Source organism: Brevundimonas intermedia (genome assembly GCF_027922165.1).
GTDB lineage: Bacteria > Pseudomonadota > Alphaproteobacteria > Caulobacterales > Caulobacteraceae > Brevundimonas > Brevundimonas intermedia.
On record NZ_BSFD01000005.1, the window covers coordinates 44,938 to 59,971 of the forward strand.

Annotated in this window: 15 protein-coding genes and 1 tRNA gene; 11 read left to right on the forward strand and 5 right to left on the reverse strand. The window is 67.2% G+C overall.

All coding sequences use genetic code 11. The features are described 5' to 3' along the window. Nucleotides 1–26 precede the first annotated feature (26 nt). A tRNA-Ala gene (locus tag PKE72_RS09495) sits at nucleotides 27–102 on the reverse strand. A gap of 224 nt (nucleotides 103–326) precedes the next feature. After that, on the reverse strand, nucleotides 327–785 hold the full coding sequence (locus PKE72_RS09500) for a TIGR02300 family protein (protein ID WP_271165139.1): 459 nt from the start codon (nucleotides 783–785) through the stop codon (nucleotides 327–329). Nucleotides 786–909: 124 nt separating this feature from the next. Between PKE72_RS09500 and aroA the strand changes: the two genes are divergently transcribed. The 7 genes from aroA to mscL all read left to right on the forward strand — a co-directional run bounded on the left by aroA (nucleotide 910) and on the right by mscL (nucleotide 6,350). Beyond that, nucleotides 910–2,229: a 3-phosphoshikimate 1-carboxyvinyltransferase gene (gene aroA, locus PKE72_RS09505; RefSeq protein ID WP_271165140.1), complete on the forward strand. Its 1,320-nt coding sequence runs from the start codon at nucleotides 910–912 to the stop codon at nucleotides 2,227–2,229. 4 nt (nucleotides 2,230–2,233) lie between these two features. Further along, nucleotides 2,234–2,560 carry a type II toxin-antitoxin system RelE/ParE family toxin gene (locus tag PKE72_RS09510; RefSeq protein ID WP_271165141.1) on the forward strand — a complete coding sequence of 109 codons (327 nt, stop codon included), beginning with the start codon at nucleotides 2,234–2,236 and terminating at the stop codon, nucleotides 2,558–2,560. Then, the gene (locus PKE72_RS09515) at nucleotides 2,550–2,858 is read left to right on the forward strand and encodes an addiction module antidote protein (protein ID WP_271165142.1); all 309 of its coding nucleotides are present in this window, start codon (nucleotides 2,550–2,552) and stop codon (nucleotides 2,856–2,858) included. The genes PKE72_RS09510 and PKE72_RS09515 overlap by 11 nt, the downstream gene beginning before the upstream one ends. Beyond that, complete coding sequence (gene cmk, locus PKE72_RS09520; RefSeq protein WP_271165143.1) at nucleotides 2,858–3,502, forward strand: (d)CMP kinase; 645 nt, start codon at nucleotides 2,858–2,860, stop codon at nucleotides 3,500–3,502. Before PKE72_RS09515 ends, cmk begins: the two co-directional genes overlap by 1 nt. A gap of 159 nt (nucleotides 3,503–3,661) precedes the next feature. Then, nucleotides 3,662–5,365 carry a 30S ribosomal protein S1 gene (gene rpsA / locus PKE72_RS09525; RefSeq protein ID WP_271165144.1) on the forward strand — a complete coding sequence of 568 codons (1,704 nt, stop codon included), beginning with the start codon at nucleotides 3,662–3,664 and terminating at the stop codon, nucleotides 5,363–5,365. Nucleotides 5,366–5,613: 248 nt separating this feature from the next. Next, nucleotides 5,614–5,904, forward strand: coding sequence for an integration host factor subunit beta (locus PKE72_RS09530; protein ID WP_267514773.1), 291 nt, complete (start codon nucleotides 5,614–5,616; stop codon nucleotides 5,902–5,904). A 23-nt stretch (nucleotides 5,905–5,927) separates the two neighbouring features. Next, nucleotides 5,928–6,350, forward strand: coding sequence for a large-conductance mechanosensitive channel protein MscL (gene mscL, locus PKE72_RS09535; RefSeq protein WP_271165145.1), 423 nt, complete (start codon nucleotides 5,928–5,930; stop codon nucleotides 6,348–6,350). Between the two features lie 16 nt (nucleotides 6,351–6,366). Here the strand turns inward: mscL and PKE72_RS09540 are convergent, their stop codons facing one another. Both PKE72_RS09540 and PKE72_RS09545 read right to left on the reverse strand, forming a co-directional pair. Continuing rightward, entirely contained in the window at nucleotides 6,367–7,527 is a 1,161-nt protein-coding gene (locus PKE72_RS09540; RefSeq protein WP_271165146.1) for an N-acetyltransferase, read from the reverse strand. Between the two features lie 93 nt (nucleotides 7,528–7,620). Beyond that, the gene (locus PKE72_RS09545) at nucleotides 7,621–8,745 is read right to left on the reverse strand and encodes a serine hydrolase domain-containing protein (RefSeq protein WP_271165147.1); all 1,125 of its coding nucleotides are present in this window, start codon (nucleotides 8,743–8,745) and stop codon (nucleotides 7,621–7,623) included. A 125-nt stretch (nucleotides 8,746–8,870) separates the two neighbouring features. Here PKE72_RS09545 and ppk2 point away from each other — a divergent pair, with 125 nt between their 5' ends. The 3 genes from ppk2 (at nucleotide 8,871) to PKE72_RS09560 (ending at nucleotide 11,837) form a co-directional block, all read left to right on the forward strand. Next, nucleotides 8,871–9,620, forward strand: coding sequence for a polyphosphate kinase 2 (gene ppk2, locus PKE72_RS09550; RefSeq protein ID WP_271165148.1), 750 nt, complete (start codon nucleotides 8,871–8,873; stop codon nucleotides 9,618–9,620). A 417-nt stretch (nucleotides 9,621–10,037) separates the two neighbouring features. Next, nucleotides 10,038–11,468: a metalloprotease TldD gene (tldD, locus tag PKE72_RS09555; protein WP_271165273.1), complete on the forward strand. Its 1,431-nt coding sequence runs from the start codon at nucleotides 10,038–10,040 to the stop codon at nucleotides 11,466–11,468. A 60-nt stretch (nucleotides 11,469–11,528) separates the two neighbouring features. Continuing rightward, nucleotides 11,529–11,837: a hypothetical protein gene (locus PKE72_RS09560; RefSeq protein ID WP_271165149.1), complete on the forward strand. Its 309-nt coding sequence runs from the start codon at nucleotides 11,529–11,531 to the stop codon at nucleotides 11,835–11,837. Between the two features lie 4 nt (nucleotides 11,838–11,841). Here the strand turns inward: PKE72_RS09560 and PKE72_RS09565 are convergent, their stop codons facing one another. Beyond that, nucleotides 11,842–12,783 (reverse strand): TraB/GumN family protein, encoded by a 942-nt coding sequence (locus PKE72_RS09565; RefSeq protein WP_271165150.1) that lies wholly within the window; start codon nucleotides 12,781–12,783, stop codon nucleotides 11,842–11,844. A gap of 146 nt (nucleotides 12,784–12,929) precedes the next feature. On the opposite strand from PKE72_RS09565, the gene PKE72_RS09570 reads away from it, so the two are divergent. Then, nucleotides 12,930–15,002 (forward strand): TonB-dependent receptor plug domain-containing protein, encoded by a 2,073-nt coding sequence (locus PKE72_RS09570; RefSeq protein ID WP_271165151.1) that lies wholly within the window; start codon nucleotides 12,930–12,932, stop codon nucleotides 15,000–15,002. The last annotated feature ends 32 nt before the right edge of the window (nucleotides 15,003–15,034 follow it).

Sequence of the window (15,034 nt, forward strand, 5' to 3'; positions counted from 1 at the left end):
TGCGTGGCAGCCGGCCCCTAGGAAACTGGTGGAGCTTAGCGGAGTCGAACCGCTGACCTCTTGCATGCCATGCAAGCGCTCTACCAACTGAGCTAAAGCCCCGGACCTTGCGGTCTGGTTCGCCCGGTTCATCTTGCGATGGCCCTCGGCGAGGCGGCGGAACCTATGTCAGAGCTTTTTTTCGATCAAGCCCGTTTCGACATTTATTTTCACATCGGTTCCGGATGTGAAAAACAGCAGCGATTTCAAACCGAACAGAGGTCCGAGAGGCCGCTGGCCTGCCGCGTCTCCCCTAAAGGGAAACGCGGCGGACGCAACAAAAAAGATCAGTCGTCGTCGCGCGACGGCTTGGCGATCTCGTCGTCGATGGAGTCGTCGTCGTCGTCTTCGATGAACGGCACGGAATCGTCATCGTCGTCGCCCAGATCGTCGTCGTCGCCGTCGGTGGCGCCCATGCCGGCTTCTTCCGAAGCGTCGGCGGGAGCGTCGTCGTCGTCGTCGGGCGTGAGGATCGGCTCATGGCCTTCCTCGTCGATTTCCGGGGCCCGGATTTCTTCTTCCTCGTCCTCGTCGGACTCGGCCTTCTTGTCCTTGACCTGATCGTCCGTGTCTTCGTCGTCGGCGGGATAGCCGGGACGGACGCGACGGCTGCGCAGCTTCAGGGCTTCTTCAGGATCGAAGTCCGTGCCGCATTTGGGGCAGTGTGCGGGGCGGCGGTTCAGGTCGTAGAACTTAGCCTGGCAGTTCGGGCAAACCTGTTTGGCGCCCAGTTCGGGATTGGCCACGTTTGGAACCTTCAACGGGTTGAATTCGGGGCGGTCCCTTGCCACCCCTAGGAGCCGCTGTCAAAAGCTGTCTTTCGCGCCGCCCGCGCGGCTCCCTTCCCAACACAGCCTGAAGCGGGTGAATATGCCGTCTCAACTGACCGCCAGACGCTCTGACGCCCTTGCCGGAACGGTCCGCGCGCCCGGCGACAAGTCGATGTCACACCGCTCGATGATTCTCGGCGGGATGGCGTCGGGCGTGACCGAGGTCGAAGGATTGCTGGAAGGCGACGACGTCCTGGCCACCGCCCGCGCGGTCGAAGCCTTCGGCGCCAAGGTCCAGCGGACCGGCGACGGGAAGTGGCGGATCGAAGGGGCGGGCGGGTTCAAAACCCCCGCGTCCGTCATCGACTGCGGCAACGCCGGCACCGGCGTCAGGTTGTTGATGGGCGCGGCCGCCGGCTATCCGCTGACGGCGACCTTCGACGGCGACGGTTCGCTGCGGAAACGGCCGATGAAACGCGTGACCGGGCCGTTGGCCGACATGGGCGCCCGGTTCGACTGGCAGGCGGCTGAGGACCGGTTGCCGGTCGCCCTGACCGGCGGGACGCTGACGGCGATCGACTATGTGCAGACCGTGGCCTCGGCCCAGGTCAAGTCGGCCATCCTGCTGGCCGGGCTGAACGCCCAGGGCGTCACTGCGGTGACCGAGCCTGAAAAGAGCCGCGACCACACCGAGCGCATGCTACGCGCCTTCGGCGCCGAGGTTGGCGTTGAGGAGAGGGGCGAGGGCTGGACCGTCACGCTGAAGGGCGGTCAGGCCTTGACCGGAACCTTCGTCGCCGTGCCGGGCGATCCGTCCTCGGCCGCCTTCCCCCTGGCGGCGGGCCTGGTGGTTCCGGGTTCGGTGGTGACGGTCGAGGGGGTGATGCTGAACCCCCTGCGCACCGGCCTGTTCGACACCTGGATCGAAATGGGCGCAGACCTGACCATATCGAACCGGCGTCAGGCCGGCGGCGAGGACGTCGGCGACATCACGGCGCGTCACTCGGCCCTGAAAGGCGTGATCGTGCCCGAAGCGCGCGCCGCCTCGATGATCGACGAATATCCGATCCTGGCCGCCACCGCCGCCTTTGCTGAAGGCGTCACCGTCATGCGCGGCGTCGGCGAGATGCGGGTCAAGGAAAGCGACCGGATCTCGCTGATGGTCGAGGGCCTGCGCGCCTGCGGCGTCCAGGTCGAGGAAGAACCGGAAGGCTTCATCGTCACTGGAGCCGGGGGCGTCGGACCGGTTCCGGGCGGGGCGACGGTTCACACCGCTCACGACCACCGCATCGCCATGAGCCACCTGGTCCTGGGCCTGGCCGCCGATCAACCCGTCTCGGTCGACGAACCCGGCATGATCGCCACCAGCTTCCCCGGTTTCGTCGAGATGATGAACGGTCTGGGCGGGCGGATCGCTTGACGAAATGTCGCCTATAGACGACAATGAGCGTGTTGCGATAGAACTGACGCCGCAGTTCGTGAGTTGGCGTTCAAGACTGCGAGACGCACGGGCCCTGGCCAGGATCGCCGACCGGCTGACCCGGCTCCAGTTCGGACACTGGGGCGACGCCAAGCCCGTAGGGGAGGGCGTCAGCGAAATGCGTATCGACGTTGGCCCCGGCTACTGTGTGTACGCGTTTCAGCGGAACCGCACCTGGATCGTCGTGCTCGGAGGCGGCGACAAGTCGTCCCAAAAGCGGGACATCGAGGCGGCCCTGCTTCTGGCGAGAGAATTGAGACATGCCGATTGAGACTGTTCCCTTCGACGCCGCCGACTTCCTCGACACGCCTGAAGCGGTCGAAGAGTTTCTGGTGGCGTCGTTCGAGTCCGCCGCCGAGCTTGGGGATCCTCGTCTGATCACCAACGCCCTGGGCGTCGTCGCCCGGGCCAAGGGCATGACCCAGATGGCGCGGGACGCCGACCTGTCGCGCACAGCCCTGTATCGCGCGCTCAGCGAGGAGGGGCGGCCCGAGCTTTCGACCATCTTCAAGGTGATGCAGGCCCTGGGGCTGCGCCTCGCCCCCGTTCGTGTGGACTCCGCCGCCTGATGCCCCTGATCATCGCCGTTGACGGCCCGGCCGCCTCGGGCAAGGGCACCATCGCCGCGCGGCTGGCGCGGACCTATGGCCTGCCGCATCTGGACACCGGCCTGCTGTATCGCGCCGTGGGCGTCAAACTGCTTGAGGCCGGCGGTTCGCTGGACGATGAGGCGGCGGCGACCGAGGCGGCGCGCGGGCTGGACGCCGCCGATGTGTCCGAAGACCCGCGCCTGACCACCGGCGAGGCGGGCGAGGCGGCCAGCCGCGTCGCCGGGCATCCCGGCGTCCGCGCCGCCCTGCTGGACCTGCAACAGGCCTTCGCCGCCCAATCGGGGGGCGCCGTGCTGGACGGGCGCGACATCGGCACGGTCATCGCGCCGGGCGCCCCGGCCAAGCTGTTCGTCACCGCCGCGCCCGAGACCCGGGCCGACCGCCGCTGGAAACAGCTGACGGCGCGCGGTTTCGACATCGCCTTCGACGACATGCTGGCGGACATCCAGCGCCGGGACGAACGCGACGCCGGTCGCGGCGCGGCCCCGATGGTCCAGGCTGAAGACGCGGTCTTGCTGGACACCACCGACATGGGTATAGAGGCGGCCTTCGATGCGGCCCGCCGTATCGTCGAGGCGGCGCGCGCGAAACACGGTCTCTGACCTTTTTCGCAAATCCAACGCGTCCCCCCTCGGCTTCCGCGGGCGTCCTGATCGTTCTGAACGGCCTCGCATCCTGACGACCTGCCTATTCTGAACATCCACCTCGCGCGGGACCGCCCGGTCGCGCGCCACAGCCCCTACGGAATGCTTTTCAGCTTCATGACTGACACCCTCTCCCCCTCGCGCGACGATTTCGCCGCGCTGCTCGACGAACAACTTCAGGGCCGCGACTTCGGCGAAGGCCAAGTGGTCCACGGCCGCGTCGTCGGCATCGAAAAAGACATCGTCATCATCGACGTGGGCCTGAAGACCGAAGGCCGCATCTCGATGCGCGAATTCGGCCAAGGCGACGACGCCAAGTTGCCGAAGGTCGGCGACAACGTCGAGGTCTACCTCGAGCGCGTCGAAAACGCCCTGGGCGAAGCCGTCATCAGCCGTGACAAGGCCCGCCGCGAGGAAGCCTGGACCCGTCTTGAAGTCGTGTTCGCCGAAGGCCAGCCGGTCAACGGCGCCATCGTCGGCCGCGTCAAGGGCGGCTTCACCGTCGACCTGGGCGGCGCCTCGGCCTTCCTGCCCGGCTCGCAAGTGGACATCCGTCCGGTCCGCGACGTCGGCCCGCTGATGGGCAAGGAACAGCCGTTCCAGATCCTGAAGATGGACCGTCCGCGCGGCAATATCGTCGTCTCGCGTCGCGCCATCCTGGAAGAAGCCCGCGCCGAACAGCGCACCGAGCTGGTCGGCCAGCTGCAAGAGGGCGAAGTCCGCGAAGGCGTGGTCAAGAACATCACCGACTACGGCGCGTTCGTGGATCTGGGCGGCATCGACGGCCTGCTGCACGTCACCGACATGTCGTGGAAGCGCGTCTCGCACCCGTCGCAAGTCCTCGCCGTCGGCGACAGCGTCAAGGTCCAGATCGTCAAGATCAACCCGGACACCCAGCGTATCTCGCTGGGCATGAAGCAACTGCAGTCGGACCCCTGGGACGGCGTGGAAGCCAAATATCCGGTCGGCGCCAAATACACGGGCCGCATCACCAACATCACCGATTACGGCGCCTTCGTGGAGCTGGAAGCCGGGGTCGAGGGCCTGGTGCACGTCTCGGAAATGTCGTGGACCAAGAAGAACGTCCATCCGGGCAAGATCGTCTCCACCTCTCAGGAAGTGGACGTGGTCGTCCTGGATGTCGACGCCTCCAAGCGCCGCATCTCGCTGGGCCTGAAGCAGGCTCAGGACAATCCGTGGGACGCCTTCGTCGCCAACCACCCGATCGGCTCGACCGTCGAGGGCGAAGTCAAGAACGCCACCGAGTTCGGCCTGTTCATCGGCCTGGACAACGACATCGACGGCATGGTCCACCTGTCCGACCTCGACTGGTCGGTCTCGGGTGAAGAAGCCATCCAGCGCTACCGCAAGGGCGAAATGGTCAAGGCCAAGGTCCTGGACGTCGACGTCGAGAAGGAACGCGTCTCGCTGGGCATCAAGCAGCTGGGCGGCGATCCGATCGGCGAGGGCGACACCTATCGCCGCGGCCAGCAGATCACCGTCACCGTCTCCTCGATCGAGTCGGGCGGCATCGAGGTCAAGTTCGGTGAAGACGATGCGCCGGTCACGGCCTTCGTCCGCAAGTCGGACCTGTCGCGCGACCGCAACGAGCAACGTCCGGAACGCTTCGCCGTCGGCGATCGCATCGACGCGATGATCACCGCCGTGGACAAGGCCTCGCGCCGCGTCTCGGTGTCGATCAAGGCGCTCGAAATGAAGGACGAACAGGAAGCCATCGAACAGTTCGGCTCGTCCGACTCCGGGGCTTCGCTGGGCGACATCCTGGGCGCCGCGCTGAAGAACGCCGGCACCAAGGACTAAGCACTCCAAGCTGCGAAGCGCCGCGCGCTTCGCGGTCGCGCAAAAAGACTGAAGGGCGGCGGGAGCGATCCCGCCGCCCTTTTTCTTTTGCTTGAACCGCGCGAGTGCGCGGAACCGCACACAAATCGTGCGAATGCCGCCTATCCTTGGTGGATAAGGGCTTTTTCCCGCGGCCAGCGGGGGGTAGGGTGCGGGTCTGGATCCTCGGCGGGCGCAGGCCTGTCGATCACGCGCTGGCAGGGGCCCTGATGATCAAGTCCGAACTGATCGAGAAACTGGCGGCCGAGAACACCCACCTGACCCATGCGGAGGTGGAGCGGCTGGTGAATGTCATCCTCGGCAAGATGACCGGCGCCCTCGCTGAGGGCGGTCGGGTCGAGTTGCGCGGTTTCGGCGCCTTTTCGGTGCGGTCCCGCCCGGCGCGTCTTGGCCGAAATCCGCGCACTGGGGAGACGGTGGACGTGCCGGCCAAGGCCGTGCCCTTCTTCAAGAGCGGCAAGGAACTGCGCGAGCGTCTGAACGCTTCCGGCGACGCCTGAACCTCTAAAGACCGAGCGACCCTATGAGCCTTCTGTCCGAATTCCGCGAGTTCGCGGTCAAGGGAAACGTCGTCGATCTGGCCGTCGGGGTGATCATAGGCGCGGCCTTCAACGGCATTGTCAAAAGCCTGGTCGATCAGGTGGTCATGCCGCCCATCGGCCTGCTGACCGGCGGTATCGACTTCTCCGAACTGGAATGGGTTCTGCGTCCGGAAAACCCGGCGACCGAGGCGGTGGAAAAGGTCTCCATCCAATACGGCGCCTTCGCCAATACGGTGATCCAGTTCCTGATCGTCGCCTTCGTGGTCTTCATGGTGGTCAAGGGGATCAACGCCATGCGTCGCCAGGAGGCCGCCAAGCCCGATCCGGCCCCCGCGGCGCCGACCGCGACCGAAGCCCTGCTGACCGAGATTCGCGACACGCTGAAGTCGCGCCCCGGCGCTTGACCCTTCTATTCTGTTCTCAGCGTCCCTGCGACAGTCCCAACCCGCCTGAAGACATTGTCTGGCCTCGCAGCGGCGCGCGCCAGGCGCGGGGCAGGGGCACGGCGCGCGCGCAGACGGCGTAGTCGCCATCAAACGGCGTCGGCGACCAGGCGCGCGCCAGTTCCGGATCTTCGACGATGGCGTGGCAGTGGCCCCATCCGCCCTCGCGCCGCGCCTTGGGCGGCAAGGCCCCCAACTGGTCCAGGATTTCCGGCGTCGTCACCTGCAGCCGCACCTTGGCGGCGCCCAGGGCGCGGGCGTTGGCGATCAGACAGGCCGCCAGGGTTTCGATCGCCTGGGGAGCGGTCTTCAGGGCGACCAGGTCAATAATGTCCAGACACGGCGGTTCAATCAGGCTGGTCTTGGTCATCAAGGCTTCGGCCATCCCGACCAGCCGTCCCTCGCGCACCAGGCCCAGCAGGAGCGGCGGCAGGGTCTGGTCCGGATCGGACAGTCGCCAGTTCAGCACCTCGGGGCTGCGATCCGCCAGCAACCGTCCTTCGGCCGCCAGTTCGCGCCAGAAGCCGGCATAGGCCGAGGCCTCGCCGGTGTCTCGCAACACCACGACCTCCGCCGGCAGGGCCAGCCGGGCGGTGCGGAACAGACGCCGGTTCATCAGCCGTTCGCCCAGCCGTCGCGCCGTCTCCGCCGAGACATGCCCCAGCAGTCTCCGCAGCAGACGCCCTTTCAGACAGGCCAGGCGATCGACCGCCCACGACAGTTTCAGGGCATGGGTCGGCGTCGGGCCGGGCTCCAGCCCAAACAGCCGGTACAGGGGCGCCGAGCGGGCGTTGGCGTTCAGCGTATAGCGGGCGAATAGATCGGGCTGAGCCAGGAACGCCTTGATCAGCGGCCGGCTGGCGCCCTTGTGCTGCGGCGTCACGATGATGGAAAAGCCTGTCGCCCCGTGCAGCAGCCGGTCGCCCTGGCGGAACCGCTGGATCAGATTGCCCAGCATGGCGACGGGCGCATCATCCGAATCCGTGACCACCCAGCCCATGGGGGCGTCGATGTCCAGCCGCGCCGGATTCTGCTCCAGCCAGCGCCACCCGGCCTGCGACCGCTCGGGCCAGCCCACCTGGCGGTGCAGCCGGTTCAGGGCGTCATAGTCGGATCGACGGATCGGCCGTACAGCCATCGGCGCTACTTCCCACACTCAAGCCGGCCCAGATCGGGACCGGGGTTACGACTTGAGCCGGGACAGTGCAGGCGTCGGGCCAGATCGGACCGTCTATGCTCCCAAAGTCGCAATCATATTTCGCATCAGGCCGCTGGTCGCGGTCTGGCCCGCGCCCTCGTTGCTCAGGCCGATGAAGGCCAGACCCCGCGCCGGCGCCACGATGGCGGTGGCGTACCACAGGGTGTTTGATCCATCGTGGGTCAGCACAGGCCCTCCGGCCCAGGGACTCTGTGGCGGGGCAATCCATCCCAGGGCGTAGGGCAGGCCTTCGCCGGTTCCTGGAATCATCAGTCGCCGGATCGTCTCGGGTTTCAGCCAGCCGTCGCCGTCCGTCAGGAACAGTCTCAGCCAGCGGCCATAGTCGGCCAGGCTCATATGGACTGTCCCTGCGGGACCCAGGGCTGCCGGATTGTCCGCACCCGGATCGGCCGGATCCACGGCGGTTCGGCCCGGGCCTTCGCCCCGGTGGCCCCAGACATTGGCCCCACCCGTCGTATTGGTCTTCGGCGCCCCGAACCCGGCTGAGCTCAGGCCCAGGGGCGCGAACAGCTCGGCCTGTATCGTCTCTTCCCACGGTTGGCCCGTGAGCGTCTCGATCGCCGTCCCGACCAGCATATAGTTGGCGTTGGCGTATTCGAACGCCCCCCGGGTCCCCGTCGGCGCGGCGCCCAGAACCCGTTCGACCACGGCCCGCCGCTGTTCCGGCAGGGGGCGGGGGTCGCCCCGCGCCGTCATGAAGAAGATCATGCCCAGGGCGTCGGCGTCCTTCACCCCCGCCCGGTGATGCATGAAGTCGCTGATGCTCACGCCTTCCCAGGCCGGATCGATCTTCAGGCCTGGGAATAGGTCGCCCATCGGCGTGTCCCAGTCCGCCCGTCCCTGATCGACCAGTCGCCCATACAGGGCCGCCGTCATCGCCTTGGTGTTCGATCCGAGATGCCAGCGGTCGTCCAGGGTCGCCGGATCGCTTGCGCCGAACCGGCGCACGCCCCGGACCCCGGACCAGACCAAGCCCTCGCGTGTGACCACGCCGCCGGCCAGGGCGACCGGCTGGGTCTGGGCGAAGGCGGCGTCCAGGGCCGCTTCATAGGCGTCGGCGGATGCGGCTCTGACGCCGGTCGCTCCGGCGGTCGCGGCGGCCAGGCCGGATATCACAAGTCTTCGGCGGTTCAGCATCGTCGAAACCCCTCCCGATTCGAACCACCCTAGCCCCGGCGCGCCGGGCGGGCACGTGAGAAGACCGTCATCTTCGTGCCGCCGTACCGCTTGCCCTGGCGCCGCCCCCGTTCCAGTGTCGCGGCATGGGAAAGAAGACCGACGCCTACGAAGCCGAGCTCGAGCAGCTTCAACTCGCCATGGTGAAGACCCAGGCCTGGACCATCGAACATGGCCTGCGCGTCGTCATCGTGCTCGAGGGGCGCGACACCGCCGGCAAGGACGGGGCCATCAAGCGGCTGACCGAATACATGTCCCCGCGCCAGACCCGTGTCGTCGCCCTGCCCAAGCCCAGCGACCGGGAAGCCGGCCAGTGGTATTTCCAACGCTACATCCCCCATCTGCCGGCGGCGGGCGAGACCGTCATCTTCAACCGCTCCTGGTACAATCGCGCCGGGGTCGAGCCGGTCATGGGCTATTGCACGCCCGAGCAGTACGCCCAGTTCCTGACCGACGCCCCCCGGTTCGAGCGGATGCTGACCGACGACGGGATTATCCTGATCAAGCTCTGGCTCGACATCTCGCGCAAGGAGCAGGCGAAACGGCTGAAGGAACGCCGCGTCGATCCGCTGAAACGGTTCAAGCTTTCGTCGCTGGACGCCGAGGCCGAGGCCCGGTTCGACGCCTATTCCGACGCCCGCGACCGGATGCTGGACGAGACGGATCGCGACTTCGCCCCCTGGACCGTCGTCGCCACCGACGACAAGAAGACGGCCCGCCTGAACCTGATGCGCCACATCCTGGCCGTTCTGGACCACTGCGGCGAGGCGATCGCGGCGCCCGACCCGGACGTGGTCTTCCCCGCCGACAAGGCCAAGGGGAAGCTGGCGCGGTAGCCACCCCTACTTTTCGTCATTCCGGGCGTAGCGCAGCGGAGACCCGGAACCCAGCGGCGCGCGAGAGCGCGAACCTGTCGCGGACTCCGACCTTCGACCACCGAGCGGCGGACCCATTTCGCCTTCGGCGCCGCGGGGTTCCGGGTCTGCGGGCCAAGCGGCCCTTCGCCCGGAATGACGAAAGGAGGGCTATTCTCCCAATTTTTATAATTATAGATAACGAATTCAAGGATATGCCCCATCGAACCCGCGTTCGACCTATCACGACCCGCAGCCGTGTTAGCCTCTCCCCTGGCCCGACCGCAGTAAGGAGATCGCCCAAACAATAGACGAAAATAGACTCAAAAAATTTTGAGTCGAATGAGTCTATTCCTTCCCGCAGGTGACGAACCGCCCTTCACCCCCTACCTACAGCCCATGACCGTTCACGCCGCCCCGCCTCCCATCCTCGACGCCGCCGGCGTCGATACCGACGAAGCCCTGTCGATCCTGAAGACCGCCCTGGCCGGGGCCGACGACGGCGAACTGTTCCTGGAGCGGTCGGAGAGCGAGAGTCTGGTCTTCGACGACGGCCGGCTGAAGTCCGCCGCCTATGACGCCACCGAGGGCTTCGGCCTGCGGGTCGTGGCGGGCGAGACCGCCGGCTACGCCCACGCCAACGAGATCTCGGCCGCCGCCCTGCGCCGCGCCGCCGACAGCGCCGCTGTGGCGAAACAGGGTCACGCCGCCCGCGTCGCCGAGGGGCCGCGCGCCACCAATCAGCAGCTCTATGACGCGGTCGATCCGCTGGCCTCGCCCGCCTTCTCCGACAAGATCGCCCTGCTGGCCGAGATCGACGCCTGGGCCCGCGCCCGCGACCCCCGCGTGGTGCAGGTCTCGGCCTCCCTGGTCGGCGAGCGCCGCGCCATCGAGATCCTGCGCGCCGACGACCGGGTGGTGCGCGACATCCGCCCCCTGGTCCGGCTGAACGTCTCCGTCACCGTCGAACAGAACGGCAAGCGCGAGAGCGCCTCGTCCGGCGCCGGCGGCCGCGCGGGCTTCGAGGCCTGGGTGGCGCCCGAACGCTGGCAGTCCCAGGTGGACGAGGCCCTGCGCCAGGCCCTGGTCAACCTGGACGCCATCGATTGCCCGGCGGGCGAGATGGACGTGGTCCTGGGCGCCGGCTGGCCCGGCGTGCTGCTGCACGAGGCCATCGGCCACGGCTTCGAGGGCGACTTCCACCGCAAGGGCTCGTCCGTCTTCAACGGCATGATGGGCCAGCGCGTCGCCGCGCCCGGCGTCACCGTGGTCGACGACGGCTCCATCGCCGGGCGTCGCGGCTCCCTGTCGGTCGACGACGAGGGCACCCCGACGTCGCGCACCGTCCTGATCGAGGACGGGATCATGGTCGGCCTGATGCACGACCGGCTGTCGGCGCGTCAGCTGGGCGTCGCCGCCACCGGCAACGGCCGTCGCCAATCCTTCGCCCACATGCCCATGCCCCGCATGACCAACACCTTCATGGAGGGCGGCCGGGACTCCAAGGCCGACATGATCGCCAACACCAAGCGCGGCCTCTACGCCGCCAACTTCTCGGGCGGCCAGGTGGACATCACCAACGGCAAGTTCGTCTTCCAGTGCAACGAGGCCTATCTGATCGAGGACGGGGTCATCACGGCGCCCGTCCGTGGCGCCACCCTGATCGGCGACGGCGCCACGGCCCTGACCAAGATCCAGATGATCGGCGACGACTTCGCCTTCGACCCGGGCGTCGGCGTCTGCGGCAAGGCCGGCCAGGGCGTCCCCGTCGGCATCGGCCAGCCCTCGCTGAAGATGGGCGGCCTGACCGTCGGCGGAACGGCGGTCTGAATAGGCCGGAACCCTAATCGCCGAGCGCGTGTTTCCTCGCCACACTGGAGAGGAAACAACATGCCCACCGAACGCACTGTCGAACATCCCGACGGCCGGGTCGAACGGATCACCGAGAACGACCCCGCGGCAGCGCCCGTCATCGTCGAACGCCGTGGCGGCGGCGGCCTTGGCGGCGTTATCGCCCTGATCATCGGCCTGGCCCTGGTCCTGATCATCGGCTGGTTCCTGATGAACATGAACCGCAACGACGCCATCGAGTCCAACGCCATCGCCGGCGCCGCAGAGAGCGTCGGCGGGGCGGCCGAGAACATCGGCGACGCCGCCCGCGACGCCGTCCCGGAACGACCTGCCGCTCCGGCCAACTAAGGCTTTAAGGGGCCGAGGGCCGCCACTCGGGTCCGATCGGCTCCAGCCCCTGGCCTTCCAGCCGGTCCAGGACGCCGTTCGGCTCCGCCAGGAGCCGAAGCGGCGCGATGGCCACCGTTACCCCGGGCTGCGACAGAGCTTCGTCGACGGCCCCATTCCAGATGCCCCGCAATCTTTCGCCCTCGCCCATGACCGCCCAGTAGGAGCAGGCGTTCGTCGCCTGCTCCAGCGGCGAGGCCAGCACCGCAGGCACCTGCCGGCGTCGCCACGCTTCGGCCCGTCGATTACCCTCGGTCTCCCCGGCTTCGGCGGCTGTCGCCGCCTTTTGGATACAGTCCAGATAGGCTTCTGGCGGCGTGGTCAGGATCTTCTCGACGATCTCGTCACCCCGGAAGACGCCGACCGGCTCAGCCGGCTTGCGGGACGTGCGCGCCGCCCGTCGCACCACTTCGGATACGGGACGCGCGCGGCGGGCGTATCCGCCCTGTTCCATCAGGTCGGCCGACAGCATCAGCATGCTTTTGCGGCTCGGTCCCTCGGCCGTAATCCGTTCAACCCGCGCCTCGAGTTCGGGCGGGAGGTAGTCGGCGCTCGTGCGGTCGTTCGGCAGGCGCGTCAGAGTCCGCATCCGCCAGATCAGCCGCCCGACATCCGCCAGCGACGCCTGCCCCTGTATCGGGAACAGCACCCGGTCCGCACCTTCGACCGCCGAGACCAGGGCGTCCGTGCGCCATTCCATGTCTCGCGGCAGGCCGTCGATCGATCCCACCAGGATCAGGGTGCTGTCGCCGTGCTGAACCTCCCACATCGGCCCCTCGATCCGACGGGCGGTGACGATAATGTCCTCGACCGCCTCCGGAGCCGTGGCCGCATCCTGGGCCGTCGCCGGCTGCGCCCCCATCCAAGCGAGTAACAGAGCCAGGAGAATAGAAGAGGATCTGATCATCTCTGTGCTGTAGTACAAGATCTTGCCGTTTCTTAATGAAATCCCGGTAATGCTGTCGTCGATTTAATCCACCTTTCGGCCTTGTAACTGGAGATGAGCGGAACGGATCGGCACACCTCTCGCCGACGAACTTGAGGGGAAGACCGATGAACAAGACCCTGCTGCTGGCCACCACCGCCCTGCTGTTTTCCGCCGCGACAGCCTATGCCGGCGACGCACCGCAGGTGGCCCAGGCGCCCGTGCCCACCGGCCCCACCAGCCAAGCGCCCCTGGCCGACGCCGCCCAGCGCGGCGTGTTGGTCTTCACGCCTGACTTCTTCCTTGCCCAGCGGCCCAATACCGCGCTCGACATGGTCAACCGCGTGCCTGGTTTCGAACTGGACGACGGCAGCGGCGCGCGAGGCTTCGAAGGCGCGGTCGGCAATGTGCTGATCAACAACGCCCGCCCCGCCTCCAAGAATGACGCCGGCTCGAACGTGCTCAGCCGTACTCCGGCCCGCCAGGTCGAGCGGATCGAGCTGATCCGCGGCGGGGCGCCCGGCATCGACATGCAAGGCTTCTCGGTTGTCGTGAACGTCATCCTGAAGGCCGAGGCCAGCCGTCAGTCCATCCTGACCTGGAACACCACCCAGTTCGAAGGTTCTGGCCAGGACCTCTCCGGCGGCAGCTACCAGTTCACGGCTCGGGACGGCGACCGCAGCTGGGGCGTGACCCTGTCGGATGGGATCAGCATGAGCGATTCCAACGGACCCGGCCGCCTTGTCCGCCGTGACGCCGCCGGAAATGTGCTGCGTGACGAGGTTACCGACACCGACGGCTATGGCGGCGGCAACTCGATCCGCGGCACCTATGCCGGCCCGCTTGCGGGCGGCAAGGTCGATCTGACGGGCCGTTACGGGATCAATGACTGGCAGGGCTACAACACCAGCCGATCCGCAACCGCCTTCCGCGAGAGCCTGGACAGCGAGGACGCCGACGGCGGCGAGTTCGGCGTCACCTGGGAACGCCCCCTGAACGCCCTCTTCAAGCTGGAGACCCGGCTGATGCACGAATTCGGCAGCTGGGACGGGGTCTCGACCTATAACGTCCTGAACAATGGCGTGGACGCCCCCGAACAGGTGTTCGCCTATTCCGGCGAGAACTCCGAGACCATCCTCAGGGCCCTGGTCCGCCATGAGCGTTCGCCGAAGTTGACGATCGAGACCGGCGGCGAGGTCGCCTACAATATGCGCCAGACCGACCAGGCCTACAGCGAAGGCGGCGTGCCCATTCCCCTGCCCAGCGCCTCGGTCAAGGTCGAGGAAACGCGGGGCGAGGCCTTCTCCAAGGGCACCTGGAGGCTGCACCCGGATCTGACTCTGGAGGCCGGCCTGCGCCTGGAGGCCTCCACGATCAGCCAGTCCGGCGACGCCGACCAGGAGAAGAGCTTCTTCTTCGCCAAGCCCCGATTCATGGCCACCTGGACGCCGATGCCGAACAACCAACTGCGGTTCCGCTTCGAGCGGGAACTGGGTCAGCTGGACTTCTCGGACTTCGCCGCCTCGGCCGACCTGGACGAGGAAAACGTCTATGGCGGCAATGTCGATCTGGAGCCGGAACAGCGCTGGATCTCGGAACTGACGTATGAGCGCCGCTTCTGGGGCGAGGGCGTCGTCTCAATCGGCTATCGCCACGACGAGATCATCGACGCCATCGACCGGATCCCCCTGGGCGACGGCCTGTCGGCCGTGGGCAATATCGGCGAGGGCACGCTGGACCAGCTGTCGCTGAACGTGACCCTGCCGCTCGACAAACTGGGCGTGTCAGGCGCCCGCTTCACCTTCAAGAATGACTGGAACAAGACCGCCGTCACCGACCCGACGACGGGCGAAGAGCGGCCGATCTCGGGCGTGCGGCCGACCCAGGCCAATATCGGCATCGAACAGGACATCACCCGCTGGAAGCTGCAGTGGGGCGTGAACTGGCTGCCCTATCTGGGCCAGCCCAACTATTCGCCGGATCAGGTCTCCAGATGGCGCGGCACGGACTATTTCGAGATGTTCGCCGAGTATAAGCCCAGCCCGACCCTAGCCATCCGGGCCCAGCTGAACCTGTGGGACGACTTCACCAGCACCCGCACGGTCTTCGCCGACCGCGACACCCGCGCCGTGGCCTTCGTCGAGGACAGCAGTTTCGATCCCCGCACTTTCGTCTCGGTCAGGGTCCGCAAGACCTTCTGAGGCGAGCCCGGCCCAGCAAAAAGCCCCGGCGG